At 65.2% G+C, this 25,757-nt stretch carries 26 protein-coding genes; 11 read left to right on the plus strand and 15 right to left on the minus strand.

The genetic code is table 11. From position 1 onward, the window contains the following. Positions 1-7: 7 nt before the first annotated feature. The 5 genes from miaB to lnt all read left to right on the plus strand — a co-directional run bounded on the left by miaB (position 8) and on the right by lnt (position 5,522). Positions 8-1,345, plus strand: a complete 1,338-nt coding sequence (miaB, locus tag UB43_RS21380; RefSeq protein WP_045215087.1) for a tRNA (N6-isopentenyl adenosine(37)-C2)-methylthiotransferase MiaB — start codon at positions 8-10, stop codon at positions 1,343-1,345. A 105-nt stretch (positions 1,346-1,450) separates the two neighbouring features. Then, on the plus strand, positions 1,451-2,452 hold the full coding sequence (locus UB43_RS21385; protein WP_045215337.1) for a PhoH family protein: 1,002 nt from the start codon (positions 1,451-1,453) through the stop codon (positions 2,450-2,452). Next, positions 2,445-2,906: an rRNA maturation RNase YbeY gene (gene ybeY, locus UB43_RS21390; protein WP_045215090.1), complete on the plus strand. Its 462-nt coding sequence runs from the start codon at positions 2,445-2,447 to the stop codon at positions 2,904-2,906. The genes UB43_RS21385 and ybeY overlap by 8 nt, the downstream gene beginning before the upstream one ends. 21 nt (positions 2,907-2,927) lie before the next feature. Beyond that, positions 2,928-3,767 carry an HlyC/CorC family transporter gene (locus tag UB43_RS21395; protein WP_045215093.1) on the plus strand — a complete coding sequence of 280 codons (840 nt, stop codon included), beginning with the start codon at positions 2,928-2,930 and terminating at the stop codon, positions 3,765-3,767. A gap of 222 nt (positions 3,768-3,989) precedes the next feature. Further along, a complete protein-coding gene (gene lnt / locus UB43_RS21400; RefSeq protein WP_045215095.1) occupies positions 3,990-5,522 on the plus strand; it encodes an apolipoprotein N-acyltransferase in 1,533 nt (510 codons plus the stop codon). Positions 5,523-5,654: 132 nt separating this feature from the next. On the opposite strand, the gene UB43_RS21405 is transcribed toward lnt, so the two are convergent. Beyond that, positions 5,655-6,416 carry a YdcF family protein gene (locus UB43_RS21405; protein WP_045215098.1) on the minus strand — a complete coding sequence of 254 codons (762 nt, stop codon included), beginning with the start codon at positions 6,414-6,416 and terminating at the stop codon, positions 5,655-5,657. A 46-nt stretch (positions 6,417-6,462) separates the two neighbouring features. Continuing rightward, positions 6,463-6,894 carry a hypothetical protein gene (locus UB43_RS21410; RefSeq protein WP_045215101.1) on the minus strand — a complete coding sequence of 144 codons (432 nt, stop codon included), beginning with the start codon at positions 6,892-6,894 and terminating at the stop codon, positions 6,463-6,465. 236 nt (positions 6,895-7,130) lie between these two features. Between UB43_RS21410 and leuS the strand changes: the two genes are divergently transcribed. From leuS to holA, 3 genes are all read left to right on the plus strand, one after another. Then, a complete protein-coding gene (gene leuS / locus UB43_RS21415) occupies positions 7,131-9,752 on the plus strand; it encodes a leucine--tRNA ligase (RefSeq protein WP_045215104.1) in 2,622 nt (873 codons plus the stop codon). A gap of 79 nt (positions 9,753-9,831) precedes the next feature. After that, positions 9,832-10,446 (plus strand): LPS assembly lipoprotein LptE, encoded by a 615-nt coding sequence (gene lptE / locus UB43_RS21420; protein WP_045215106.1) that lies wholly within the window; start codon positions 9,832-9,834, stop codon positions 10,444-10,446. A gap of 36 nt (positions 10,447-10,482) precedes the next feature. Next, on the plus strand, positions 10,483-11,520 hold the full coding sequence (holA, locus tag UB43_RS21425; protein ID WP_045215109.1) for a DNA polymerase III subunit delta: 1,038 nt from the start codon (positions 10,483-10,485) through the stop codon (positions 11,518-11,520). A 97-nt stretch (positions 11,521-11,617) separates the two neighbouring features. Here holA and UB43_RS21430 read toward each other — a convergent pair whose 3' ends face one another. Continuing rightward, entirely contained in the window at positions 11,618-11,968 is a 351-nt protein-coding gene (locus tag UB43_RS21430) for a YciI family protein (protein WP_045215112.1), read from the minus strand. 176 nt (positions 11,969-12,144) lie between these two features. On the opposite strand from UB43_RS21430, the gene arfA reads away from it, so the two are divergent. From arfA to UB43_RS21445, 3 genes are all read left to right on the plus strand, one after another. Next, a complete protein-coding gene (gene arfA / locus UB43_RS21435) occupies positions 12,145-12,297 on the plus strand; it encodes an alternative ribosome rescue factor ArfA (protein WP_045215115.1) in 153 nt (50 codons plus the stop codon). Between the two features lie 72 nt (positions 12,298-12,369). After that, on the plus strand, positions 12,370-12,669 hold the full coding sequence (locus tag UB43_RS21440; protein ID WP_045215116.1) for a hypothetical protein: 300 nt from the start codon (positions 12,370-12,372) through the stop codon (positions 12,667-12,669). A gap of 206 nt (positions 12,670-12,875) precedes the next feature. After that, positions 12,876-14,138, plus strand: a complete 1,263-nt coding sequence (locus UB43_RS21445; RefSeq protein WP_045215119.1) for a lytic murein transglycosylase — start codon at positions 12,876-12,878, stop codon at positions 14,136-14,138. Positions 14,139-14,185: 47 nt separating this feature from the next. Here UB43_RS21445 and lipA read toward each other — a convergent pair whose 3' ends face one another. The 12 genes from lipA to UB43_RS21505 all read right to left on the minus strand — a co-directional run bounded on the left by lipA (position 14,186) and on the right by UB43_RS21505 (position 25,453). After that, positions 14,186-15,181, minus strand: coding sequence for a lipoyl synthase (lipA, locus tag UB43_RS21450; RefSeq protein WP_024763986.1), 996 nt, complete (start codon positions 15,179-15,181; stop codon positions 14,186-14,188). Further along, complete coding sequence (gene lipB / locus UB43_RS21455) at positions 15,178-15,831, minus strand: lipoyl(octanoyl) transferase LipB (protein ID WP_045215121.1); 654 nt, start codon at positions 15,829-15,831, stop codon at positions 15,178-15,180. Before lipB ends, lipA begins: the two co-directional genes overlap by 4 nt. Next, entirely contained in the window at positions 15,831-16,130 is a 300-nt protein-coding gene (locus UB43_RS21460) for a DUF493 domain-containing protein (protein WP_045215124.1), read from the minus strand. Before UB43_RS21460 ends, lipB begins: the two co-directional genes overlap by 1 nt. Positions 16,131-16,320: 190 nt before the next feature. Continuing rightward, positions 16,321-17,478, minus strand: a complete 1,158-nt coding sequence (locus UB43_RS21465) for a D-alanyl-D-alanine carboxypeptidase family protein (RefSeq protein ID WP_045215126.1) — start codon at positions 17,476-17,478, stop codon at positions 16,321-16,323. A gap of 98 nt (positions 17,479-17,576) precedes the next feature. Then, complete coding sequence (locus UB43_RS21470) at positions 17,577-18,602, minus strand: septal ring lytic transglycosylase RlpA family protein (protein ID WP_177329816.1); 1,026 nt, start codon at positions 18,600-18,602, stop codon at positions 17,577-17,579. Continuing rightward, the gene (mltB, locus tag UB43_RS21475; RefSeq protein ID WP_156160470.1) at positions 18,599-19,621 is read right to left on the minus strand and encodes a lytic murein transglycosylase B; all 1,023 of its coding nucleotides are present in this window, start codon (positions 19,619-19,621) and stop codon (positions 18,599-18,601) included. The genes UB43_RS21470 and mltB overlap by 4 nt, the downstream gene beginning before the upstream one ends. A gap of 8 nt (positions 19,622-19,629) precedes the next feature. After that, positions 19,630-20,733, minus strand: a complete 1,104-nt coding sequence (gene rodA, locus UB43_RS21480) for a rod shape-determining protein RodA (protein ID WP_156160474.1) — start codon at positions 20,731-20,733, stop codon at positions 19,630-19,632. Positions 20,734-20,777: 44 nt separating this feature from the next. Further along, positions 20,778-22,667 (minus strand): penicillin-binding protein 2, encoded by a 1,890-nt coding sequence (mrdA, locus tag UB43_RS21485; RefSeq protein ID WP_045215132.1) that lies wholly within the window; start codon positions 22,665-22,667, stop codon positions 20,778-20,780. A 15-nt stretch (positions 22,668-22,682) separates the two neighbouring features. Further along, positions 22,683-23,150: a 23S rRNA (pseudouridine(1915)-N(3))-methyltransferase RlmH gene (rlmH, locus tag UB43_RS21490; protein WP_045215135.1), complete on the minus strand. Its 468-nt coding sequence runs from the start codon at positions 23,148-23,150 to the stop codon at positions 22,683-22,685. Positions 23,151-23,157: 7 nt separating this feature from the next. Then, a complete protein-coding gene (rsfS, locus tag UB43_RS21495) occupies positions 23,158-23,511 on the minus strand; it encodes a ribosome silencing factor (RefSeq protein WP_045215138.1) in 354 nt (117 codons plus the stop codon). 20 nt (positions 23,512-23,531) lie between these two features. Further along, entirely contained in the window at positions 23,532-24,188 is a 657-nt protein-coding gene (gene nadD, locus UB43_RS21500) for a nicotinate-nucleotide adenylyltransferase (protein WP_045215141.1), read from the minus strand. Next, entirely contained in the window at positions 24,188-25,453 is a 1,266-nt protein-coding gene (locus UB43_RS21505; RefSeq protein WP_045215345.1) for a glutamate-5-semialdehyde dehydrogenase, read from the minus strand. Before UB43_RS21505 ends, nadD begins: the two co-directional genes overlap by 1 nt. Between the last annotated feature and the right edge of the window lie 304 nt (positions 25,454-25,757).

A 25,757-nucleotide genomic window follows, 5' to 3' on the forward strand; every position in this document is an offset into this window, starting at 1 on the left:
AGACTCCATGGCCAAGAAGCTTTTCATCCAGACCCACGGTTGCCAGATGAACGAGTACGACAGCTCGCGCATGGCCGACCTGCTGGGTGAACACCAGGCCCTGGAAATCACCGAGAAAGCCGAAGAAGCCGACGTCATCCTGCTCAATACCTGCTCGATCCGCGAGAAGGCCCAGGAGAAGGTGTTCTCCGAACTGGGCGCCTGGCGCACGCTGAAGCAGCAGAACCCCAACCTGGTGATCGGCGTCGGCGGCTGCGTGGCCAGCCAGGAAGGCGCGGCGATCCGCGAGCGCGCGCCGTACGTCGACGTGGTGTTTGGCCCGCAGACCCTGCACCGCCTGCCGGAAATGATCGACGCCGCCCGCACCACGCGCAAACCGCAGGTGGACGTGTCCTTCCCGGAAATCGAGAAATTCGACCGCCTGCCCGAACCCCGCGTCGACGGCCCCACCGCCTTTGTCTCTGTCATGGAAGGCTGCAGCAAGTACTGCACTTTCTGCGTAGTGCCCTACACCCGTGGCGAGGAGGTCAGCCGTCCGTTCGACGACGTGCTCGCCGAGGTCATCCACCTGGCCGAGAACGGCGTGAAGGAAGTCACCCTGCTGGGCCAGAACGTCAATGGCTACCGCGGCCCGACCCATGACGGGCGCATCGCCGACTTCGCCGAGCTGATCCGCGTGGTCGCCGAGGTCGATGGCATCGAGCGCATCCGCTACACCACCTCGCACCCGCTGGAATTCTCCGATTCGCTGATCGCCGCCCACGCCGAGGTGCCGCAACTGGTGAAGTTCGTCCACCTGCCGGTGCAGGCCGGTTCCGACCGCATCCTCGCGGCGATGAAGCGCAACCACACCGCGCTGGAGTTCAAATCGCGCATCCGCAAGCTGAAGGCCGCGGTGCCGGACATCTGCATCAGCTCGGACTTCATCATCGGCTTCCCCGGCGAGACCGAGAAGGACTTCGAGCAGACCCTGAAGCTGGTGGAAGACGTCGGTTTCGATTACTCCTTCTCCTTCATCTACAGTTCGCGCCCAGGCACCCCGGCCGCCGACCTGGTCGACGACACCCCGGACGAGGTGAAGAAGCAGCGCCTGCTGACACTCAACAGCCGCCTCAACCACCAGGGCTTCGAGATCAGCCGACGGATGGTCGGCACCATCCAGCGCATCCTCGTCACCGACTACGCCAAGCGCGACCCCGGCCAGCTCCAGGGCCGCACCGAGAACAACCGCGTGGTCAACTTCCGCTGCGACAATCCGCGCCTGATCGGCCAGTTCGTCGACGTGGAAATCTACGAGGCACTGCCCAATTCCCTGCGCGCGACCCTGGTGGAAGCGCGTCACTGAACCTCGACCGTTGAATCCCCCGTTGGCGACTTAACTTTCGTACTCGCTCGCCGGGGGTTATTCTTCGACCATCTCCCTTTGCAGCACGGCGACTTAGACAACACCTTGAACGCCCCCCTGGATATCCATCGTTTCATGCTCGAGCCCTTCGAGGCCCGCAGCTTCGCCAACCTGTGCGGCCAGTTCGACGAACACCTGCACCAGATCGAGAAGCGCCTCGGCATCGAGATCCGCAACCGCGGCAACCAGTTCGAACTGGTCGGTGACCCCGAGCGCACCCAAGCGGCCGAAAACCTCCTGCAGCGTCTCTACCGCGAAGTGCAGAACGGCACCGAGCTGACGCCCGACCTGGTCCACCTGTTCCTGCAGGAATCCGGCCTGGAAGAACTCTCCGTGGAGCCCGCCGCCCCGCTGGTCACGCTCAAGACCCGCCAGGCGCACATCCGCCCGCGCGGTGCGAACCAGCAGCACTACGTGAAGGCCATCCTCGACCACGACATCAACTTCGGCATCGGCCCGGCCGGCACCGGCAAGACCTACCTCGCCGTGGCCTGCGCCGTGGACGCCCTGGAGCGCGAGCAGATCCGCCGCATCCTGCTGGTGCGCCCGGCCGTCGAGGCCGGCGAGAAGCTCGGCTTCCTGCCCGGCGACCTGTCGCAGAAGATCGACCCGTACCTGCGTCCGCTGTACGACGCGCTATACGAGATGCTCGGTTTCGAGACCGTGGCCAAGCTGATCGAACGCCAGGTGATCGAAGTCGCTCCGCTGGCCTATATGCGCGGCCGCACGCTGAGCAACAGCTTCATCATCCTCGACGAAAGCCAGAACACCACGATGGAACAGATGAAGATGTTCCTCACCCGGATCGGCTTCGGCTCCACCGCGGTGATTACCGGCGACGTCACCCAGGTCGACCTGCCCAAAGGCACCCGCTCGGGCCTGAAACACGTGATGGAAGTGCTGCGCGATGTCCCTGGCATCAGCTTCACCCACTTCAAGTCCAAGGACGTCGTGCGCCACCCGCTGGTGCAGCGCATCGTCGACGCCTACGACGCCTACGAGAACCGTCTGACCGGCGTAGAAGGCCAGGGCAACAAGCATGCTTGAACTGGACCTGCAGGTCGCCTCGGAATCAGCCGGCCTGCCAAGCGAAGCCGAGTTCAGAACCTGGTGCGAACTGGCCCTGCGCCAGCGCCAGAATGATTCGGAACTCACCATTCGCCTGGTGGACGAAACCGAAGGGCGCGAACTGAATAAGACCTGGCGACACAAGGACTACGCCACCAACGTACTGTCCTTCCCCGCCGATGTTCCCGATGAGCTGCTGGACATCCCGCTGCTCGGCGACCTGGTGATCTGCGCCCCCGTAGTCACCCGCGAGGCCGCCGAACAGGGCAAGTCCGCCGAGGCCCACTGGGCCCACCTCGTCATCCATGGCTGTCTCCACCTGCTCGGCTACGATCACATCGAAGACGAAGAAGCAGAGGAAATGGAAGGTCTGGAACGCGAATTGCTGGCTGAACTGGGTCACCCGGACCCGTATGCGGCCGACGAAGAATAAAAGCCACCGAGCAAGGAAAAGATGAGCGAAGACCGATCGAGCAATGGGCACAAGTCGTGGTTGGACAAGATCACCCAGGCTTTTGCCCATGAGCCGAGAAACCGCCAGGAGCTGCTTGAGCTGCTGCGCGAAGCCCACGACAACAAGCTGCTGGACAGCGAAGCGTTGTCGATCGTCGAAGGCGCGATCCAGGTGGCGGACCTCCAGGTCCGCGACATCATGATCCCGCGTTCGCAGATGATCTCCATCAAGTCGACGCAGAAGCCTGCCGACTTCCTCCCAGCCATCATCGACGCGGCGCACTCGCGCTACCCGGTGATCGGTGAGAGCCTGGACGACATCATGGGTGTCCTGCTGGCCAAGGACCTGCTGCCGCTGATCCTTCATGACCAGAACCACGCCTTCAACATCAAGGACCTGTTGCGCCCGGCCACCTTCGTGCCCGAGTCCAAGCGCCTGAACGTACTGCTGCGCGAGTTCCGCGCCAACCGCAACCACATGGCCATCGTCATCGACGAATACGGCGGCGTGGCGGGGCTGGTGACCATCGAGGACGTGCTGGAGCAGATCGTCGGCGACATCGAGGACGAGCACGACGTCGAGGAAGACAGCTACATCAAGCCGCTGCCCAGCGGTGACTTCATCGTCAAGGCACTGACCCCGGTGGAGGCCTTCAACGACTTCTTCGGTTCGGAATTCTCCGATGAGGAATTCGACACCGTTGGCGGCGTGGTGATGAGCGCCTTCGGCCACCTGCCCAAACGCAACGAAACCACCGAACTGGGCGGCTTCCGCTTCCGCGTGCTCAACGCGGACAGCCGCCGGCTGCACCTGCTGCGCCTCACCCCGCTGCAGGACTGAGCCACCACGCACCCTGTAGGAGCGGCCATGCCCGCGATCGCGGACAAAGTCCGCTCCTACAGGGCGCGCGAAACACCCCTCGCTGAATTCCTACAGAAAAACCCTCCGCGTCCTGCAACATCCCGCCGCAGTCAGCTCATGGCTTTTGGCTTTCATCCCCATAGCCTACCGTTCGTCTCTCCATTACTCTTGCGCATCGCTTAACCGCAACAAGGATTTCCGATGCGCTGGATCACCCGCCCCGGCCTGCCAGGCCACCTGCTCGCCCTGGCCGCCGGCGCGCTCACGCCGCTGACCCTGGCCCCGTTCGGCTACTGGCCGCTGGCGGTGCTCTCGCTGGCCCTGTTCTACCTCGGCCTGCGCGGCACCACCGCAGGCTCGGCGCTCTGGCGCGGCTGGTGGTACGGCTTCGGCGCCTTCATCGCCGGCACCAGCTGGATCTACTTCAGCATCCACAACTTCGGCGGCGCCTCCGGACCGCTGGCCGGCTTCCTGGTCGGCGGCTTCAGTGCCGGCGTGGCGTTCTTCTTTGCTCTGCCTGCCTGGGCCTGGGCGAAGTTCTTCCGTCGCAACAATGCCCCGGTCAGCGACGCGCTGGCCTTCGCCGCGCTGTGGGTGGTGCTGGAGCTGTTCCGCAGCTGGTTCCTCACCGGCTTCCCCTGGCTCTACGCCGGCTACAGCCAGCTGGAAGGCCCGCTGGCCGGCCTCGCCCCGCTGGGCGGCGTCTGGCTGGTGTCCTTCGGCATCGCCCTGACCGGCGCGCTGATCATCAACATCCCGGCCCTGACCCGCCGCCCCGCACGCCTGGTCACCGGCCTGATCCTGCTGATCGCTCCCTGGGCCGTGGGCCTGGGCTACAAGGGCCACGCCTGGACCACCCCGGCCGGCGCACCGCTGAAGGTCGCCGCGCTGCAGGGCAACATCGCCCAGGAAATGAAGTGGGACCCGAAGGCCATCACCCACCAGCTGGAGCTGTACCGCGACCTGACCGCCGAGCAGAACGACGTCGACCTGATCGTCTGGCCGGAAACCGCCGTGCCGGTCCTCAAGGACCAGGCCACCGGCTACCTGGAGATGATCAACGGCGTCGCCACCGCCAGGAAGGCTGCGCTCATCACCGGCGTACCGGTGCGCGAGAAGACCTCCGAGGGCATTCGCTACTACAACGGCATCACCGTGGTTGGCGAAGGCAGCGGCAACTACCTCAAGCAGAAGCTGGTGCCCTTCGGTGAATATGTCCCGCTGCAGGACCTGCTGCGCGGCCTGATCACCTTCTTCGACCTGCCCATGTCCGACTTCGCCCGCGGCCCGGCCGACCAGCCGCTGCTCAAGGCCAAGGGCTACTCCGTGGCGCCGTACATCTGCTACGAAGTGGTCTACCCGGAATTCGCCGCCGAACTCGCAGCGCAGAGCCAGCTGCTGCTGACCATCAGCAACGACGCCTGGTTCGGCACCTCCATCGGCCCGCTGCAGCACCTGCAGATGGCGCAGATGCGTGCCCTGGAAGCCGGCCGCTGGATGGTGCGCGGCACCAACAACGGCGTCACCGCGCTGATCGACCCGTTCGGCAAGCTGGCGGTGCAGATTCCGCAGTTCCAGCAAGGCGTGCTGCGCGGCGAAGTGGTGCCGATGCAGGGCCTGACCCCGTACCTGAAGTGGCGCGTCTGGCCGCTGGCGATCCTCAGCGCCGTACTGCTGGTGTGGGCGCTGGTACGCCGCCGTACGCACCCGGAAGAACGCCGACTGTTCGGCTGACACCAACGAAAAGGGCCTCATTGCGAGGCCCTTTTTCATTCTGGGAGCCGGGTTCGCGAGCAAGCTCGCTCCTACAAGGACGGATCTGCACATGTAGGAGCGAGCTTGCTCGCGAACCGCATCACGCCGGTACTATCGATAGAACAACCGATACCCGACCAGCCCGATCGCCTCGTTCAGCAACTGCCCGCTCTGCCAGATCGCCCGCCCCTCCGGCAACCAGCCGCCCATGGGCACTGCATCGTCGGTGCCTATGTACCCCGAAGGCGCCGGCACCACTTCCAGCCCGGCCTTCTCGAAGCTCCAGATCGAACGCGGCATGTGAATGGCGCTGGTGACCAGGACTACCCGCCTGATACCCGCCTCACGCAGTATCTCGGCGCTGAACCGCGCATTCTCCCAGGTCGTGCGGCTGCGACCCTCCTCCCAGCGCACCGGCACGGCGTAATCGTCCAGCAGGCTCTGCGCCATGATCCGCGCCTCGGAGGGCGGCGTGTCGTAATGCAGACCGCCGGAGGTCAGCAGCGGCAGGCCGCTGGCCTTGGCCAGACGCGCCGCATAGCGGATGCGCTCGCGGGCCATCAGGCCGGGCTGGTCTTCATCCCAGGCCCGATCCCCACGCACCCTGCCGGCTCCCAGCACCACGATGGCATCGGCGCGTTGCGCCAGCCCTGACCATTCAGCCTGTTTGAGCGCGTCCTGCGGCTCCAGCTGGCGCGCGCCCCACTCCACCGTCACCGGCAGGCTCATCACCAACAGGCCGAGGAAACCGGAAAAGAAGCAGCACACCGACAAGCGCGGATAGCGCCGGCGCAGAACGAAACCCAGGAAGAGCAACAGCAGCAGCAATCCCGGCGGCATGAAAATCTGTTTGAGGATGAAGCGGATAGGCATTGGCGACTCCTTGTCGAGGCGCCAAGCCTAACGGATCGGGGAAGTGTCAGCGTGCCTTTGCGTTGCGGAATAACTGCGAGCCACAGGAAGTGCAGGGCAGCACGCCGTGACTGCGGCTCCAGGCCACTGGCGAGCCGCACAGCGCACATTGCAGCTGCTGCGGGCGCGTTACCAGGCGCGGACGGCTGGGCGGCGCGGGTTGGCGCACGTGGCGCGGCGCACGGGTCGGGGCACGCTCCAGCATGGCGAGCTCCTCCGCCGCAGCATGCCAGCCGCGCAGCCAGTTCACATCCTGGTCCAGATAAGCCCTGATCAACTCCATCTCGGCACTGCTCAAACCGCGCAACTCCAGTTCCACGGGGCATTCGTCACGTAGTCGCTCAGCGGTTTCGGCCTCATCCAGGGCCAGCGCGAGCCGTTGCAACAACCGTTCATACAGACCGGAACCCGGAGCACTTGCGCGATGCAGCTCAGCCATCAGTCACCTCAAGACAGGCGGAAACCTCCCGCCCTCAGGCAAAGCTTAGCGGCCCCCCCCGTGCCACACCGAGCGTGCGACAAACGGCGCGGGCTACCGGCTCGAGTGGGGGTCATGTATGCTACGAGGCTTTCTGTAGCCGCCCGACCCGTGTCTTCTCAGGGGTTGGTTCAGCGAAAGGACCACTCGACCTTCCTGGCTGCACAATTCTTTTCCGTACAGGTTCAAATCGCGCCATGCACGAGCAATATCAGCCTCTCGAGATCGAATCCCGGGCCCAGAACTTCTGGAACGAACACAACTCCTTCCGCGTCGACGAAGTCGCCGGCAAGGAGAAGTTCTACTGCCTGTCGATGTTCCCGTATCCGAGCGGCAAGCTACACATGGGGCACGTGCGCAACTACACCATCGGTGACGTGATCAGCCGCTACCACCGCATGCAGGGCAAGAACGTCCTGCAGCCGATGGGCTGGGACGCGTTCGGCATGCCGGCGGAAAACGCCGCGATGAAGAACAACGTCGCACCGGCGGCCTGGACCTACGACAACATCGCCTACATGAAGTCCCAGCTCAACAGCCTGGGCCTGGCGATCGACTGGTCCCGCGAAGTCACCACCTGCAAGCCGGACTACTACCGCTGGGAACAGTGGCTGTTCACCCGCCTGTTCGAGAAGGGCGTGATCTACCGCAAGAACGGTACCGTGAACTGGGACCCGGCGGACCAGACCGTACTGGCCAACGAGCAGGTCATCGACGGCCGTGGCTGGCGCTCGGGCGCGCTGATCGAGAAGCGCGAAATCCCGATGTACTACTTCAAGATCACCGCCTACGCCGAAGAGCTGCTGTCCAGCCTCGACGACCTGCCGGGCTGGCCGGAACAGGTCAAGACCATGCAGCGCAACTGGATCGGCAAATCCCGCGGCATGGAGATCGCCTTCCCGTATGACCAGGCTTCCATCGGCGAAGCCGGCCAGCTGAAGGTCTTCACCACCCGTCCGGACACCCTGATGGGCGCCACCTACGTCGCCGTGGCCGCCGAGCACCCGCTGGCCACCCTGGCCGCCGAGCGCGATCCGTCGCTGCAGGCGTTCATCGACGAGTGCAAGCGCGGCGGCGTCGCCGAAGCCGACATCGCCACCCAGGAGAAGAAAGGCGTCGCCACTTCCCTGTTCGTCGAGCACCCGCTGACCGGCGACAAGCTGCCGGTCTGGATCGCCAACTACGTCCTGATGACCTACGGCGAAGGCGCCGTGATGGCTGTGCCGGGTCACGACGAGCGCGATTTCGAGTTCTCCAACAAGTACGGTCTGCCGATCGTCCAGGTCATCGCCAAGGTCGAAGGCGACAACGACTTCGAAGCCGGCACCTGGAAAGAGTGGTACGGCCTGAAGGACGAGAGCGTCATCACCGTCAACTCCGGCAAGTACGACGGCCTCGGCTACCAGGCCGCGTTCGACGCCATCGGCGCCGATCTCGCCGCCAAGAGCCTCGGCCAGCAGCGTACCCAGTTCCGCCTGCGCGACTGGGGCATCAGCCGCCAGCGCTACTGGGGCTGCCCGATCCCGATCATCCATTGCGACGCCTGCGGCGACGTGCCGGTCCCGGCCGACCAGCTGCCGGTCGTCCTGCCCGAAGACGTGGTGCCGGACGGCGCCGGTTCGCCGCTGGCCAAACTGCCGTCGTTCTACGAGTGCAGCTGCCCGAAATGCGGCCAGCCGGCCAAGCGCGAAACCGACACCATGGACACCTTCGTCGAGTCGTCCTGGTACTTTGCCCGCTATGCCTGCCCGCAGTTCGAAGACGGCATGCTGGACAAGAAGGCTGCCAACTACTGGCTGCCGGTCGACCAGTACATCGGCGGCATCGAGCACGCCATCCTTCACCTGCTCTATGCGCGCTTCTTCCACAAGCTGATGCGCGACGAAGGGCTGATCGACTCCGACGAGCCGTTCAAGAACCTGCTGACCCAGGGCATGGTCGTCGCCGAGACCTACTACCGCGTCGCCGCCAACGGTGGCAAGGAATGGTTCAACCCGGCGGATGTGGAAGTCGAGCGTGACGCCAAGGCCAAGGTCATCGGCGCGCGCCTGAAGACCGACGGCCTGCCGGTGGAAATCGGCGGCACCGAGAAGATGTCCAAGTCCAAGAACAACGGCGTGGACCCGCAGGCCATGATCGACGCTTATGGTGCCGATACCTGCCGCCTGTTCATGATGTTCGCCTCGCCGCCGGACATGAGCTGCGAATGGTCCGACTCCGGCATCGAAGGCGCCAACCGCTTCCTGCGCCGCGTCTGGCGCCTGGCCCAGGCCCACGTCAACGCAGGCCCGGCCGGCGCCGTGGACAAAACCGCCCTGGACGACGCACAGAAGGCCATTCACCGCGCCATCCACCTGGCCATCCGCCAGGCCAGCCAGGACGTCGGCCAGCACCACAAGTTCAACACCGCCATCGCCGCCGTGATGACCCTGATGAACGTGCTGGAAAAAGCCCCGGCCGAATCCGCCGCCGACCGCGCCCTGCTGCAGGAAGGCCTGGAAACCGTCACCCTGCTGCTGGCCCCGATCACCCCGCACATCTGCCACGTGATCTGGGAAGAGCTGGGCAAGGACGGCGCCGTGATCGACGCCAACTGGCCGCAGGTCGACGAAGCCGCCCTGGTGCAGGACAGCCTGCAACTGGTGGTACAGGTCAACGGCAAGCTGCGCGGGCACATTGAAATGCCCGCCAGCGCCAGCCGCGAGGAGGTCGAGGCGGCCGCCCGCGCCAACGAGAACGTGCTGCGCTTCACCGACGGCCTGACCATTCGCAAGGTCATCGTGGTGCCCGGCAAGCTGGTCAATATCGTCGCCAACTAAAAGCAACGCTGGAAAAGACCCATTCGCCCGTGGCACCTTCGCCACGGGCATACCGGATCCACAGGAGTGAGGAAGCTTGATGAAACGTATCCTGACCAGCCTCGCGCTGATCGGCCTGGCCAGCGTGCTGAGTGCCTGCGGTTTCCAACTGCGCGGCCTGGGCGATACGAACTTTGCGCTCAAGGAAATCGACGTGAGTGCGCGCAACGCCTATGGCGACACCGTCACGCAGCTCAAGCAGGTGCTTGAAGGCAGCGGCGTGAAAGTCGTCTCCCGTGCGCCGTACCACCTGATCCTCGCCCGCGAAGACGTGACCCAGCGTAGCGTCAGCTACACCAGCTCGGCGCGCAGCGCGGAAAACGAACTGACCAACACCCTGAGCTACGAGATCCGTGGCACCGACAACCTGCTGTTGCTCGCCAACCAGGTCCAGGTCCGCAAGGTCTACGTGCAGGACGAGAACAACCTGATCGGCTCCGACCAGGAAGCCCAGCAGATTCGCGCCGAAATGCGCCGCGACCTGGTCCAGCAGATGGTCTCCCGCCTGCAGATGATCACCCCGGCCCAGCTCGACGACCTGCAGGCCAAGGCAGAAGCCAAGGCCAAGGCCGAAGCGGACGCGATGAAGGCCGCGGACGAGGCTGCCAAGTCTCAGCCGCAGCAGTCGCCGATCGAATTCCCGAAAGCGCAGTAAGCGACAAGGGGCCGGCCAACCGGCCCCTTTCTCATTATGAAGCTCAATCCCGGACAACTCGCCAAGCACCTGCAAGGCAACCTCGCGCCCGTCTACGTGGTCAGCGGCGACGAGCCCCTGCTCTGCCAGGAAGCCTGCGATGCCATCCGCGCCGCCTGCCGCCAGCGCGATTTCGGCGAGCGCCAGGTGTTCAACGCCGAAGCCAACTTCGACTGGGGCCAACTGATCGAAGCCGGCGCCAGCCTCTCGCTGTTCGCCGAAAAACGCCTGATCGAACTGCGCCTGCCCTCCGGCAAGCCCGGCGACAAGGGCGCGGCCATCCTCCAGGAATACCTGCAGCGCCCGCCGGAAGACACCGTCCTGCTGGTGAGCCTGCCCAAGCTCGACGGCAGCACGCAGAAGACCAAATGGGCCAAGGCCCTGATCGACGGCGATGCTGCCCAGTTCATCCAGATCTGGCCCATCGACGCGCACCAGTTGCCGCAGTGGATTCGCCAGCGCCTGTCCCAGGCTGGCCTCGCCGCCAGCCAGGAGGCGGTCGACCTGATCGCCGCACGCGTGGAAGGCAACCTGCTGGCCGCCGCCCAGGAAATCGAAAAACTCAAGCTGCTTGCCGACGGCCAGCAGATCGATGCCGACACCGTGCAGGCCGCCGTGGCCGACAGCGCGCGATTCGACGTCTTCGGCCTGATCGATGCCGCCCTCAACGGCGAAGCGGCTCACTGCCTGCGCATGCTCGAAGGCCTGCGTGGCGAAGGCGTGGAGCCACCGGTGATCCTCTGGGCCCTGGCCCGGGAAATCCGCGTGCTCGCCAGCCTCGCCCAGCAGTTCAGCCAGGGCGTCCCGCTGGACAAGGCCTTCAGCCAGTGTCGCCCGCCGATCTGGGACAAGCGCCGCCCGCTGATGAGCAAGGCCCTGCAACGGCACACCGCGCAGCGCTGGAACCAGATGCTGCAGGACGCCCAACTGATCGATGCACAGATCAAGGGGCAGGCTCCCGGCAACGTCTGGAACAGCCTCGCCCGCCTCGCCCTGCTGGTCGCCGGCCAGCGCATCAGCCTGCCTTCGGCCTGAGCTCGGCCTGTACAAGCGGGCCGCGCCCGCGATAGCGCCCATCGGGCGCTCCTACAACGATCTATCCAGATCACCTGCAGGAGCGATGCGCGCTATCTCACTCCCATTCCCGCACCTGGCGCACCTCCACACAGCCCAGCCGCCCCGGCGGAATCTTCGCAGCGATACGTTCGGCCTCTTCCATGCTCTGCGCCTCGATCAGGTAGAAGCCGCCCAACTGCTCCCGCGTCTCGGCAAATGGCCCGTCGGTAACGGCCAGCTTTTCACCCTGCCCACGCAGCGTGCGCCCCGTCGGCGTCGGCAGCAGCGCGTTGGCCGCGATGTAGTTGCCGCTGCGCCGCAGTTGCTCGCTGTAGGTCATGCACTCGTCGACGATGCCGCGCAACTCGGCTTCCGGCAGCTCCGCCGCCTTGCGCTCGTCGAAATAGATCATGCAGAGAAACTTCATCGCCCTTGTCCTCGTTCTTGTTCGTTATGCCAGGAAGGTCCGTCGCCCCAGCGTAGCCCCTATCCGCCCGCGTCGGCCCTGGCCCGCCCACCGGTTGACCAGCGGCATGGACAAGCGTGCCAGATAGGTGGAAGATTCGCGCGCCGGCACCGGGTCGGCCTCAAGAGGAAAGTCAGATGGCGAAGAAATCCAAACGGCCGAACAAGGCCAAGTCCCTGGTGGCACAACCACTGTTCCGCAGCCGCCAGGAACAGCCGCTCAAAGGCAAAGGCAGCTACCGCCGCGAAGCCTCCCGAAATTGGGAGGCTTCTTCGCTTCTGGCGGCCTGAAAACCTCAGAAAACCTGAACCACCCCCGCCCTTGCGCTTTCAACCGGACAGCCATGCACCTGGAGGTCCACCATGAAAGCCCCCCTGATCGTCGCCATCCTCGCCCTCCCCTTCAGCCTGTCCGCCCATGCGTTCTGCTCCGACCAGGAAGCCGAAGCCAAGGGTAAGCAAGTCGCCGCCAAGGTCACCGAAGTCACCCGCAGCGATCCCCAACGCGCACAGAAGCTCAACGAGAAACTGGCCGAGATGAACAAGTCCCGCTCCAGTGAACAACGCCCGGACGACTGTGCCGCGTACGACGACATGCTCAAGGAACTCAGTCAGAGCGCCCCCAAGGTCGACCAGGAAACCGGCAGCAAGCCGCAGCCGTAGCACCGCCAGGGCGGTACGAAGCGAGCCTGCGAGCGGTTCCGGCAAGTGGCGTTGCATCGCGCCGCCCGACGGACGCTACAGCGTGGCGGGAATTTTCCTCCGGCCGTGCCATCGAATCCTGCGTACCCGGCGCTTCTGCCCAACGCAGACGCGTCACAGAGGCCATGCTAAGGTGGCCCCTCGCCTGCCCGTTCCCGAGGAGAGCAATGCGCAAGCCCGTTTCACCTGTCGTCGGCCAACGCTGCCTGCTCGTCGCCGCCCTGTCCCTGGCCAGCTTCGGCCTGTTGACCTCCTGTACCGAGCCGCCCCCCAAAGGCGCCACCGCCGAGTACGCTCAACCCACGCAGAGCTTCGCCCAATGGCGCGACGGCTTCCGCGCGCAGGCGCTCGCTGCGGGCATCAGCGCCGCCACTTTCGATACTGCATTCGAAGGCATCGAGCCGGATGATTCGGTGGTCACTGCCGATCGCAGCCAACCCGAGTTCAGCCGTCCCGTCTGGCAATACCTGGAAAGCGCGGTGTCGTCTGCGCGAGTACGCAACGGGCAGGACCGCCTGCAACAGAACGCCAAGGTACTGCAGCGCATCGACGCAACCTACGGTGTGGACCGGGAAGCCGTCGTGGCGATCTGGGGCATGGAGAGCAACTTCGGCCAGCAGATGGGCAGCAAGAACGTCATCCGCTCCCTCGCCACCCTGGCCTACGAGGGCCGTCGCCCGGACTTCGGCCGCGACCAGTTGATCGCCGCACTGCAGATCATCCAGCACGGCGACGTGCCCGCGAGCAACATGATCGGCTCCTGGGCCGGCGCCATGGGCCAGACCCAGTTCATCCCCACGACCTACAACCGCTATGCCGTGGACTTCGACGGCGACGGCCGCCGCGATATCTGGAGCTCGTCGCCGGACGCCCTGGCCTCCACCGCCAACTACCTCAAGACCTCCGGCTGGCAGCGCGGCCAGTCCTGGGGCTTCGAAGTGCGCCTGCCGCCAGGCTTCGACTACTCCCAGGCGGACATGGACATCCGAAAACCGATGAGCGAATGGCTGCGTCAGGGAATAAAGGTGGCTGGCGGCAACCTGCCGAGCGACCCACAAGCCAGCGTCTCGCTACTCCTGCCCGCCGGTTACCGCGGTCCTGCGTTTCTGGTGACAGACAATTTCCGCGCCATCCTCAAGTACAACAACTCGACATCCTATGCCCTCGCCGTCGGCCTGCTGGCGGACAGCTTCAAGGGCGGCGAACAACTGGTGGCGAGCTGGCCGGAGGAAGACATTCCGTTGAGCCGCTCTGAGCGCATCGAACTACAACAATTGTTAGTGCAGCGAGGGTATCAACCGGGAACTGCCGACGGCATCATCGGCGCCAACACACGCAAGGCGATCCGTGCCTTCCAGCAATCGATCGGCTCGCCGGCGGATGGTTATCCGACCCCGGCCCTGCTGGAGTTGCTCCGACAGAAAAGCTGAATGAAAAAGGCGCCCTCGGGCGCCTTTTTCATTCAAGAGCTGGCCATTCAGCCGATCTTGGTGCCGTGAGCTTGCTGGTCGGCATGGTACGAGGAGCGTACCAGCGGGCCGGAGGCGACGTTCTTGAAGCCCATCTTCTCGCCTTCCTCGGCGAACCAGGCGAAGGTGTCCGGGTGGACGAAGCGCTGCACCGGCAGGTGATTGCGCGAGGGCTGCAGGTACTGGCCGAGGGTCAGCATGTCGATGTCGTGCTCGCGCATGCGGTGCATGACTTCGATGACTTCCTCGTCGGTCTCGCCCAGGCCGAGCATCAGGCCGGACTTGGTCGGTACGTGCGGCACCATCTGCTTGAACTTCTGCAGCAGGTCCAGCGACCACTCGAAGTCGGAGCCCGGACGGGACGACTTGTACAGGCGCGGCACGGTTTCCAGGTTGTGGTTGAACACGTCCGGCGGCTCGTTGGCGGTGATTTCCAGGGCGATGTCCATGCGGCCGCGGTAGTCCGGGACCAGGGTTTCCAGCTGTACGCCGGGGGACAGCTTGCGGATCTCCCGCAGGCAGTCGGCGAAGTGCTGGGCGCCGCCGTCGCGCAGGTCGTCGCGGTCCACCGAGGTAATTACCACGTACTTCAGGCGCAGGTCGGCGATGGCGATGGCGAGGTTGGTCGGCTCATCGACATCCAGCGGCTTCGGACGGCCATGGCCGACGTCGCAGAACGGGCAGCGACGGGTGCAGATGTCGCCCATGATCATGAAGGTGGCGGTACCGCCGGAGAAGCACTCGCCCAGGTTCGGGCAGGAGGCTTCCTCGCAGACGCTGTGCAGCTTGTGCTTGCGCAGCAGTTGCTTGATGCGGTCGACCTCGGGGGACACGGGGATGCGCACGCGAATCCAGTCGGGCTTCTTCGGCAGTTCGTCGGTGGGGATGATCTTCACCGGAATGCGCGCGACCTTCTCTGCGCCGCGCAGCTTGACGCCGACTTCTACCTTGCCGGGCTTGGCGGCCGGGGCGGCCTGACCGGAGTTCTCCACAACAGTGCTCATCTAGGTTGGATCCCGCCCGTTAGGGTCTTCTGTGCCGCGTAGCCAAGGCGTTCGACGAGTTCGCCACGCAGGCGCTCGCGCACATCGGCCAATGCGATGGGGCCGGCCAGCTGGCTGAGCTGGGTCATGGCCATGCCTGCGTAACCGCAGGGATTGATGCGTCGAAAGGGTTCCAGGTCCATGTCCACGTTCAGAGCCAGGCCATGGAAGGAACGGCCGTTGCGGATGCGCAGGCCGAGGGATGCGATCTTCGCGCCGTCCACATAGACGCCCGGAGCATCGGGTTTGGACACAGCCGTGACGCCGTAGCTGTCGAGCAGGCCGATGAGGCTCTGCTCGATGCGCGAAACCAGGTCGCGCACGCCAATGCCGGAGCGGCGCACGTCGAGCATCAGGTAGGCGACCAACTGGCCAGGGCCGTGGTAGGTCACCTGCCCGCCGCGATCGACCTGGACGACCGGGATGTCGCCGGGGAACAGTACGTGCTCGGCCTTGCCGGCCTGGCCCTGGGTGAACACGCGCTCGTGTTCGAGCAGCCAGACTTCATCGGGCGTGACGGGTTCGCGCTCGGCGGTGAAGCGCTGCATGGCGTGCCAGGTCGGCTCGTAAGGAAGGATCCCCAGCTCACGAAAGCCCAGCGTTTCGCCCATCAGAGCACCATGTGGACGCGGCCGGTGGCGCGCAGGTCTTTATGGATGTTCTGCAGTTGGTCGACGCCGGTGGCGGTGATCAGCACCTGCACGGACAGGAAGCGGCCGTTGCGGCTGTCACGGGTGACCAGGGTGGTGATGTCGAGGTCCGGCGCGTGGCGCTGGATGACTTCGACGACCAGGTCCGGGAAACCTTCCCCGGCGTCGCCGATGACCTTGATCGGGTAGCGTTCGCAGGGGAACTCGATCTTCGGTGCGGGCTGTTCGCTGGTGTCGACGGAATCAGGGGTATCAGTCATGGCTCTCGCGGGCGTGTGGCCCGCCTCCGCATGAGCGTCCGGGATGGGGGCGCTCCGGGTGGATCGGACGACGGCCGCCGGGCCACGGGGGGACCCGGCAGTCGCAGGCGGGCATTTTACCCGAGTTTGCGACTGCGCGGGCGGGTCAATCCCGGTCTTGTATACAAAAGTGCAAGACCGGGACAGGCGGTCAGTTGAACAGGCCGTAGAAGAACAGGCGGATGCTGTCCCAGATGCGGCGGAAGAAGCCGCCTTCTTCCACCGCGTTCAGGGCGACCAGGTCGGCGGTGCGGACGACCTTGTCGTTCAGCTTGACCTCGACCTTGCCGATGACCTGGCCCTGCTGGATCGGCGCCATCAGGTTCGGCTCGACGACCATGTTGGCCTGCAGCTGCTTGAGCTGGCCGCGCGGCACGGTCATGGTCAGGTCTTCGGACAGGCCAGCCTTGACTTCATGCTCGGAGCCTTTCCAGACCATGGCCTTGGTCAGCTCGGCGCCCTTCTTGTAGAAGGTCTGGGTTTCGAAGAAGCGGAAGCCGTAGGTCAGCAGCTTCTGGGTCTCGGCGGCGCGGGCCTGTTCGCTGTTGGTGCCGAACACCACGGCGATCATGCGCTGGCCGTCACGCACGGCGGAAGCCACCAGGCAGTAGCCGGCTTCGTCGGTGTGGCCGGTCTTCAGGCCGTCGACGGTCTTGTCGCGCCACAGCAGCAGGTTGCGGTTGGGCTGCTTGATGTTGTTCCAGAAGAACTCTTTCTGCGCGTAGATGGCGTAGTGGGTCGGCTCGCCGTAGATGATGGCGCGGGCCAGGGTGGCCATGTCCTTGGCGGACGAGTAGTGGTCCGGGTTGGGCAGACCGGTGGCGTCCATGAAGTGGGAGTTGGTCATGCCCAGCTTCTGCGCGGTGGTGTTCATCATGTCGGCGAAGGCATCTTCGCTGCCGGCGATGTGCTCGGCCAGAGCGACGGAGGCGTCGTTGCCCGACTGGATGATGATGCCGTGCAGCAGGTCGCTCACCGAGACCTGGGAGCCGACCTTGATGAACATGCGCGAGCCACCAGTGCGCCAGGCGTGTTCGCTGACGGTGACCAGGTCGGACTCGGCGATGCGGCCGCCTTCGATTTCCTTGGTGGCGATGTAGGCGGTCATCAGCTTGGTCAGGCTGGCGGGCGGCAGGCGCTCGTCGCCGGCGTTCTCGACCAGGATGTTGCCGCTGGCGCCATCCATCAGCACCCAGGCCTTGGCCGCGAGCTGCGGGGCGGCGGGAACGACTTCAGCTGCCCAGCTGGCCACGGGGGCGCTGAACAACACGAGCAAGGACAGGCGTTTGGCGAAGTTGAAGATGTTCATCCGTCTCTCTGGGGTTCACTAATGGTCAAACAATCCCCTTGAGGGGAACTCGGGTGCTGCAACCTCTGACAGGCCGCTGCGGCACGTGCGGTGGAATCTCAGTCCAGGCGCACGAGCTTGGGTTGGCCAAGGTTGGCCACGCGGATGCTGTCCTGCATCCGGCTTGCTTCATCCTGCGTTCCGATCGGTCCCAGGCGCACTCGGTACAAGGTCTGCTGGTTGACCACGACCGAGCTGATAAAGGATTTCGCCCCCGTCAGGCCGCCGACCTTCTCCTTGAGAAGCTCCGCAGCGTCCGGGTTGGCGAAGGCACCCACCTGGAGATACAGGCCATCGGCTGGTAATGAAGCGTTTTTTTTTGAGTCGATCTGGACCGGCGCCACAGGCGCGGCGTGCTGCGCCGGCGGCGGCGTGTAGGTTTCGATGGGCTGGGCCATGGCGACCGCCTGCGGCTGCGCGGCGGCAGGCTGCGAGGCCATCTTCGGCAGGGCCATGATCATCGGCGGCTGCTTGCCCTGGGAGGCCCACCAGCGGTCGGGGTCGATGCCCTCGACCTTCACATGGGCGGTGCCCGTCTCGGCGTAGCCGAGCTTCTTGGCGGCGGCGAAGGACAGGTCGATCACCCGGTCGGAATAGAACGGACCGCGGTCGTTGACGCGGACGATGACGCTCTTGCCGTTGTCCAGGTTGGTCACGCGGACGTAGCTGGGCAGGGGCAGGGTCTTGTGCGCGGCGGTCATGCCGTAGAGGTCGTACTGCTCGCCGTTGGCGGTGGCCTGGCCATGGAACTTGGTGCCGTACCAGGAGGCGGTGCCGACCACGCTGTAGGTGTTCGCGTTGTTGAGCGGGTAGTAGGTCTTGCCCAGCACGGTGTAGGGGTTGTTCTTGAACGGCCCGTTGTGCGGCATCGGCACGGCATCGGGGATGCGCGAGACGTCCACGTCCCACCAGGGCGCGCCGTCGCGGTGCGGGCGGTTGTAATCATAGGGACCGGAAATGCCGCTGCTGGCCACCGGCTGCTGCTGGGGCGCACGGTTGCCGGTGCAGCTGGCGAGGAACACGGTGCTCAGGCCAACGCAGGCGGCCAGCGACCAGAGGCCGGGACTTGCGATTCGCTTGCTCAATGGACACCTCGTGCCTTGGCGATCTCGCCGGCCAGCTGATGGACCGCCATGGCGTACATGGCGCTGCGGTTGTAGCGGGTGATCACGTAGAAGTTCGGCAGACCGACCCAGTACTCGGTGCCCTGTGCGCCTTCCAGGCGCATGGCGGTCACCATCAGGTCGTCGCGGATCACGTCATGGGTTCGCCAGCCCTGAGAGCGTAGCTGACCGAGGTTCATCTGCGGCTCCAGGCCCTGGGTGAGCGCGTCTTCGGCGGTGGAGGTACCGATTTCCGCCTGCGACACCACCGGCTCGCCGGTATGCCAGCCGTGCTGCTTGAAGTAGTTGGCGACGCTGCCGATGGCATCGGTGGGGTCGCTCCAGATATTGATGTGGCCGTCGCCGTCGAAATCCACGGCGTAGGCCCGGAAGCTGCTCGGCATGAACTGCGGCAGCCCCATGGCGCCAGCGTAGGAACCGGTCAGGCTGAGCGGGTCGACCTGCTGTTCGCGGGCCAGCAGCAGGAACTGCTTGAGTTCCTTGCGGAAGAAGTCGGCGCGCGGCGGGTAGTCGAAGCCCAGGGTGGACAGCGCGTCCATCACCTTGAAGTTGCCGGTATTGCGGCCGAAGAAGGTCTCCACGCCAATGATGGAGACGATGTACTGGGCCGGCACGCCGTATTCCTGCTCGGCGCGGGCCAGGGCTTCGGCATTCTGGTTCCAGAAGTCCACGCCGCGGTTGATGCGCGCGTCGGTGACGAAGATCGGGCGGTATTCCTTCCAGGTCTTCACCCGCTCGGCCGGGCGGGAGATGGCGTCGAGGATGGACTGCTTGCGCTCCACGTCGTGGAAGAGGCCCATGAGCTGCTCGCCGGCGAAGCCGTAGTCACGGGTCATCTCGCTGACGAACTCGGCGACCTGGGGCGAACCATCGTAGTCGCCCGCGGCCGCGACGCCGGACATGCCGATCGCCCCCGCGATTCCGACCCAATGCACCCCCCTGGCAGCCCAGGCGCGCAGTACTTGCATTCCTTTCTTCACTCTTGTCATCAAACCTGGGCGATCCACTTCCGGTGGGTGTGGATCGACATCAAAACGCCGAACCCTGACATCAGGGTCACCAGCGAAGTTCCGCCGTAACTGATAAAGGGCAGCGGTACCCCCACCACTGGCAACAATCCGCTGACCATACCAATGTTGACGAACACATACACGAAGAAGGTCATGGTGATACTGCCGGCAAGCAGCTTGCCGAACAGCGTCTGCGCCTGCGCCGTGATCACCAGCCCCCGGTAGATCACCAGCAGGTACAGCACCAGCAGGAGGCACACCCCGACCAGGCCGAACTCTTCGCCGAGCACGGCAATGATAAAGTCCGTGTGGCTTTCGGGCAAAAAATCCAGATGGGACTGCGTGCCCAGCAGCCAGCCCTTGCCGAAGACGCCGCCCGAACCGATGGCCGCTTTTGACTGGATGATGTTCCAGCCGGTGCCCAGCGGGTCGCTTTCCGGATCGAGGAAGGTCAGTACGCGCTGCTTCTGGTAGTCGTGCATGACGAAGTACCACATGCCCACCGCGACCGGCACCGCCGCCGAGACGGCGGTGATGATCCAGCGCCAGCGCAGGCCGCCGACGAACAGCACGAAGGAACCGGAGGCCAGCACCAGCATGGCGGTGCCCAGGTCCGGCTGCTTGAGGATCAGCACGAAGGGCACGACGATCAGCGCCAGGCCGATCACGCTGTGCTTGAAGCCCGGCGGCAGGGCGCGCTTGGACAGGTACCAGGCGATGGTCATGGGCATCAGCAGCTTCATGAACTCCGCCGGCTGGAAGCGGATCACCCCGGGAATGTTGATCCAGCGGGTCGCGCCCATGGCGTTGTGGCCCATCACGTCCACCACCACCAGCAGCGCCACGCCGATCAGATAGCCCAGCGGCACCCAGCGGGCGAGGAAGCGCGGTTCGATCTGCGCCAGCACGAACATCGCGCCCAGGCCCAGGCCGAAGGACGACGCCTGCTTGATCAGCAGGTCCCAGCTCTTGCCGCTGGCGGAATACAGGACGAACAGGCCGACCGAGCCGAGGGTCACCAGCAGCAGGAGCAGCAGGCCGTCGATGTGCAGGCGCTGCAGCAGGCTGGAGCGCCGCTTCATCACGTCTTCGCTGGACAGCGTGCGGTCGAAATTTCCGTTCATGGTCATGGTTTTGGCGCCTCCGCCGTAGCCTGAGGTGCGTATTCGGGTTTGAGCTTGCCGGTCTCGTCGAGCAGCCAGGCATCGGTCACGGCCTTGAGCACGGGAGCGGCGACGCCGGAGCCGGATTCACCGTTCTCCACCATTACCGCCACGGCGATCTGCGGACTGTCCGCCGGGGCGAAGCCGACGAACAACGCATGGTCACGATGGCGCTCCAGCAGCTTGGAGCGGTTGTACTTCTCCCCCTGCTTGATCGCCACGACCTGCGCGGTACCGGACTTGCCGGCAATTCGGTAGACGGACGTGGCACCGACCTTGTGCGCGGTACCGCGGGCACCGTGAACCACCTGCTGCATGCCGTAGTCCACCAGGTTCCAGTTGTTCGGGTCCTTGAGCTGGATGTCCGGCATCGGGTCCTCGTCCACCGGCGGCTTGCCATCGATGGTCTTGGCCAAGTGCGGGCGGATCCACTTGCCCTTGTTCGCCAGCAGCGCGGTCATCTGCGCCAGTTGCAGCGGGGTCGACTGCATGTAGCCCTGGCCGATGCCCAGAATCAGGGTTTCACCCGGGAACCAGGCCTGCCGCCGCAGGGCGCGCTTCCACTGGCGGGATGGCATCAGGCCGTCGGCTTCGCCATACATGTCCAGGGCAACGCGCTGGCCGAAGCCGAACCGGCTCATGTAATCGTGCAGCCGATCGATTCCCAGCTTGTGGGCGAGATCGTAGAAGTAGGTGTCGTTGGACCGCATGATCGCGGTTTCCAGGGTGACCCAGCCGTCGCCGGTGCGGTTCCAGTTGCGGTACTTGTGGTCGTAGTTGGGCAATTGATAGAAGCCCGGATCGAACACACGGCTGGTGGGCGTCACCACACCGGCGTCGAGCCCCGCGATGGCCACCGCCGGCTTCACCGTCGAACCCGGCGGGTACAGGCCGCGCAGCACGCGGTTGTACAGCGGGCGATCCTCGGAATCGCGCAGCGCCGCGTAATCCTTGAAACTGATGCCGGTGACGAACAGGTTGGGGTCGTAGGCTGGCTGGCTGACCATCGCCAGCACCTCGCCGGTGGACGGCTGGATCGCCACGATGGCGCCACGTCGGCCGGCCAGTGCGGTTTCGGCGGCGGCCTGCAGCTTGCTGTCGATGCTCAGTACGATGTCCCGGCCGGAGATCGGCTCGGTACGCCTGAGCACGCGCAACACGCGGCCACGGGCGTTGGTCTCGACTTCTTCGTAGCCCACGGTGCCGTGCAGCGCATCCTCGTAGAACTTCTCCACACCCGTCTTGCCGATGTGGTGGGTACCCGAGTAGGCCACCGGATCAAGCCGCTTCAGCTCCGCCTCGTTGATTCGCCCGACATAGCCAACCGAGTGGGCAAAGTGCTCACCCAGCGGGTAATGGCGGACGAACTGCGCGGCGACGTCGACGCCGTTCAGGCGGTACTGGTTCACCGCGATGCGGGCGATCTGCTCTTCGGACAGCTCGAACATGATCGGCACCGGCTCGAACGGCCGCCGTCCCTGCTTCATGCGCTTCTCGAAGATGGCCTTGTCTTCCTCGGTCAACCCCAGGATTTCGACGAGGTTCTTCAACGTATCCTGCAGGTTCTCCGTACGTTCGCGGGTAATCGTCAGGCTGAAGCTGGGACGGTTGTCGGCGATGATCACGCCGTTGCGGTCGAAGATCAGCCCGCGATTGGGCGGAATCGGCTGCACATGGACGCGGTTGTTCTCCGACAGCGTCGAGTGGTAGTCGTACTGCGTCACCTGCAGGTGATACATGCGCGCCACCAGCACCAGCGCGAGCAGGAAGATCGCTACCCCGCCGACGATGACGCGGGCGCGGACCAGGCGGGCGTCCTTCTCGTGGTCCTTGAGCTGTATCGGCTGCGGCATCGAAAACGGCTACGACTACTTGTGGTAGGGGTGCCCGGACAGAACCGTCCAGGCGCGGTAGATCTGCTCGCCGACCAGGATCCGCACCAGCGGGTGCGGCAGGGTCAGCGGCGACAGCGACCAGCGCTGCTCGCTGCGCGCGCAGACCTCCGGTGCCAGGCCTTCCGGCCCGCCAACCATGAGGTTGACGGTTCGCGCGTCCAGGCGCCAGCGGTCGAGTTCCTGCGCCAGCTGGGGGGTGCTCCAGGGCTTGCCTTCGACTTCCAGGGTGACGATGCGTTCCCCGGGCTGGACCTTGCTCAGCATGGCCTCGCCTTCCTGGCGGATCAGCCGCGCCACGTCGGCATTCTTGCCGCGCGTGTTCAGCGGGATTTCCACCAGTTCCAGGGACAGCTCCGAGGGCAGGCGCTTGACGTACTCCGTCCAGCCCTCTTCCACCCAGCGCGGCATGCGCGAGCCGACCGCGATCAGACGCAGACGCACGGCAGGCTTACTCGGCGCTGTGGTGTGCGCGGCTCTGCTCGGCGCCCTGCCACAGGCGCTCCAGGTCGTAGAACTGGCGGGTGGCCGGCTGCATGACGTGAACCACGACGTTGGCGAGGTCGATCAGGACCCATTCGCCGCCTTCCTGGCCTTCGCTGCCGATCGGGCGCACGCCCTGTTCCTTGACCTTTTCCAGGACGTTGTCGGCCAGCGACTTGACCTGACGGCTGGAGGCGCCGGTGGCGATGACCATGACGTCGGTGATGCTGGTCTTCTCGCGCACGTCGATGACGGTGATGTCCTGCGCCTTGAGATCTTCCAGGGCGGCGATGGTCAGTTCGACCAGTTGTTCGGTTTGCATTGAATGACTCTCTAACGTGATCAGTGAGACGCCTGGTACAGGCCGTGCGCCTCGATATAGTTCAATACCGCATCCGGCACCAGGTAGCGCACCGAGCGCCCCTGCGACAGGAGTTGGCGGATCTGGGTGGCGGATACTGCCAGCGGCGTCTGCCAGACGAAGGTGATCTGCCCGGCGGGGCCGGTCATCGCCTTCGGGTCGGCAACACTGCGCGCCGCCAGCAGGTCGCGCAGGTCTTCCGGCGGCTCGCTGTCGGCATCCGGGCGCTGCAGCACGACGATATGACAGTGCTCCAGCAACTCTTCCCAGCGATGCCAGGTCGGCAGGCCGCAGAATGCGTCCCAGCCGACCAGCAGGAACAACTGGTCCTGCTCATCCAGCTCCCCACGCAGCGACTCCAGGGTGTCGATGGTGTAGGAGGGTTTGTCACGCTTCAGCTCGCGGTCATCGACCACCAGCGGGGTCACGCCGGCTACCGCCAGCTCGACCATCGCCAGCCGCTGCTCCGGTTTCACCTGGGGGGTGTCGCGGTGCGGCGGGCGGAAGTTGGGGATCAGGCGCAACTCGTCGAATTCGAACTGCTCGGCCATCTCCAGCGCACTGCGCAGGTGGCCGATGTGCACCGGGTCGAAGGTGCCGCCGAACAGCCCGACACGACGGGAACGCGCCTTGTTCATCAGGTCCGCACGTGTCCGTCGCCGAACACCACGTATTTCTCGCTGGTCAGGCCTTCCAGGCCGACCGGGCCGCGGGCGTGCAGCTTGTCGGTGGAAATGCCGATCTCCGCGCCCAGGCCGTACTCGAAGCCATCGGCGAAGCGGGTCGAGGCGTTGACCATGACCGAGGCCGAGTCCACTTCGGTGAGGAAGCGGCGGGCATCGGTGAAGTTCTCGGTGATGATCGCGTCGGTGTGTTGCGAGCCGTAGGTGTTGATGTGCTCGATGGCCTGGTCCAGGCCGTCGACGATGCGGATCGACAGGATCGGCGCGTTGTATTCGGTGCGCCAGTCTTCCTCGGTGGCTTCCAGCACATCGGCGCCCAGCAGCGCGCGGGTGGCGGCGTCGCCGCGCAGCTCCACGCCCTTGTCACGGTAGATAGCGGCCAGCGGCGGCAGCACGCGGTCGGCGATGCCGGCGTGCACCAGCAGCGTTTCCATGGTGTTGCACGGCGCATAGCGCTGGGTCTTGGCGTTGTCGGCGACGCGGATGGCCTTGTCGAGGTCGGCGGCGACGTCGATATAGACGTGGCAGATGCCGTCCAGGTGCTTGATCACCGGGACCTTGGCGTCGCGGCTGATGCGCTCGATCAGGCCCTTGCCGCCGCGCGGAACGATGACGTCCACGTACTCGGGCATGGTGATCAGCGCGCCGACGGCGGCGCGGTCGGTGGTTTCCACGACCTGCACGACGCTGGCCGGCAGGCCGGCCTTGGCCAGGCCGGTCTGGATGCACGCGGCGATGGCCTGGTTGGAATGGATCGCCTCGGAGCCGCCGCGCAGGATGGTGGCGTTGCCGGACTTCAGGCACAGGCTGGCGGCGTCGATGGTCACGTTCGGACGGGATTCGTAGATGATCCCCACCACACCCAGCGGCACGCGCATCTTGCCCAGCTGGATACCGGACGGCACGTAGCGCATGTCACGGATCTCGCCGATCGGGTCCGGCAGCGTGGCGACCTGGCGCAGGCCCTCGATCATGTCGTCGATGCGCGCCGGCGTCAGGGCCAGGCGGTCGAGCATGGCTGGCTCCAGACCGTTGGCACGGCCATTGGCCAGATCCCGTTCGTTGGCTTCGGTCAACTGGGCGCGGGCGGCGTCCAGGGCATCGGCTGCGGCCAACAGGGCTTGGTTCTTCTGCGCGGTCGTGGCGCGCGCGACAACGCGCGACGCTTCACGGGCGGCGCGGCCCAGGCGGCTCATATAGTCGAGAACGGACTCGGTCATGATCAAACGCGTCTGCGTGAGGGAAATGCGCAAGTATAGCGGGAGCGCGCCCTCAGCGGCCAGCCACAGCAGCCGGCCGGTCAGCGACGCGCTTCGCGTAACGCCAACCACCTCGCACGCCACGCCCCATCGGTGAAACGGTGACATCCGCAGGTCCCCCGGCCCCCTCCGCCGCCCGAAGGTTGGGTAACCAAATTCGTATCGGCTGGTTACCTTGCTCGGGGCACGCTGTCGTTTTGCATTGCCCCAAACGGCAGCGGGCCCCGTTGCTAATTGCCCCCGCAGTGCTCGCGTGCCAGGGAAA

Source organism: Pseudomonas sp. 21 (assembly GCF_000955805.1).
Taxonomy (GTDB): Bacteria; Pseudomonadota; Gammaproteobacteria; order Pseudomonadales; family Pseudomonadaceae; genus Pseudomonas.

Coding starts and splice junctions, on each gene's coding strand:
- lipA (WP_024763986.1), bottom strand. CDS start 15,181: ATGAGCACTGTTGTGGAGAACTCCGGTCAGGCCGCCCCGGCCGCCAAG.
- UB43_RS21395 (WP_045215093.1), top strand. CDS start 2,928: ATGAGCGAAGACCGATCGAGCAATGGGCACAAGTCGTGGTTGGACAAG.
- leuS (WP_045215104.1), top strand. CDS start 7,131: ATGCACGAGCAATATCAGCCTCTCGAGATCGAATCCCGGGCCCAGAAC.
- UB43_RS21405 (WP_045215098.1), bottom strand. CDS start 6,416: ATGCCTATCCGCTTCATCCTCAAACAGATTTTCATGCCGCCGGGATTG.
- holA (WP_045215109.1), top strand. CDS start 10,483: ATGAAGCTCAATCCCGGACAACTCGCCAAGCACCTGCAAGGCAACCTC.
- nadD (WP_045215141.1), bottom strand. CDS start 24,188: ATGAACAAGGCGCGTTCCCGTCGTGTCGGGCTGTTCGGCGGCACCTTC.
- UB43_RS21465 (WP_045215126.1), bottom strand. CDS start 17,478: ATGAACATCTTCAACTTCGCCAAACGCCTGTCCTTGCTCGTGTTGTTC.
- UB43_RS21505 (WP_045215345.1), bottom strand. CDS start 25,453: ATGACCGAGTCCGTTCTCGACTATATGAGCCGCCTGGGCCGCGCCGCC.
- miaB (WP_045215087.1), top strand. CDS start 8: ATGGCCAAGAAGCTTTTCATCCAGACCCACGGTTGCCAGATGAACGAG.
- UB43_RS21460 (WP_045215124.1), bottom strand. CDS start 16,130: ATGACTGATACCCCTGATTCCGTCGACACCAGCGAACAGCCCGCACCG.
- mrdA (WP_045215132.1), bottom strand. CDS start 22,667: ATGCCGCAGCCGATACAGCTCAAGGACCACGAGAAGGACGCCCGCCTG.
- UB43_RS21445 (WP_045215119.1), top strand. CDS start 12,876: ATGCGCAAGCCCGTTTCACCTGTCGTCGGCCAACGCTGCCTGCTCGTC.
- UB43_RS21430 (WP_045215112.1), bottom strand. CDS start 11,968: ATGAAGTTTCTCTGCATGATCTATTTCGACGAGCGCAAGGCGGCGGAG.
- UB43_RS21410 (WP_045215101.1), bottom strand. CDS start 6,894: ATGGCTGAGCTGCATCGCGCAAGTGCTCCGGGTTCCGGTCTGTATGAA.
- lptE (WP_045215106.1), top strand. CDS start 9,832: ATGAAACGTATCCTGACCAGCCTCGCGCTGATCGGCCTGGCCAGCGTG.
- rodA (WP_156160474.1), bottom strand. CDS start 20,733: ATGAAGCGGCGCTCCAGCCTGCTGCAGCGCCTGCACATCGACGGCCTG.
- rsfS (WP_045215138.1), bottom strand. CDS start 23,511: ATGCAAACCGAACAACTGGTCGAACTGACCATCGCCGCCCTGGAAGAT.
- UB43_RS21440 (WP_045215116.1), top strand. CDS start 12,370: ATGAAAGCCCCCCTGATCGTCGCCATCCTCGCCCTCCCCTTCAGCCTG.
- ybeY (WP_045215090.1), top strand. CDS start 2,445: ATGCTTGAACTGGACCTGCAGGTCGCCTCGGAATCAGCCGGCCTGCCA.
- lipB (WP_045215121.1), bottom strand. CDS start 15,831: ATGGGCGAAACGCTGGGCTTTCGTGAGCTGGGGATCCTTCCTTACGAG.
- lnt (WP_045215095.1), top strand. CDS start 3,990: ATGCGCTGGATCACCCGCCCCGGCCTGCCAGGCCACCTGCTCGCCCTG.
- arfA (WP_045215115.1), top strand. CDS start 12,145: ATGGCGAAGAAATCCAAACGGCCGAACAAGGCCAAGTCCCTGGTGGCA.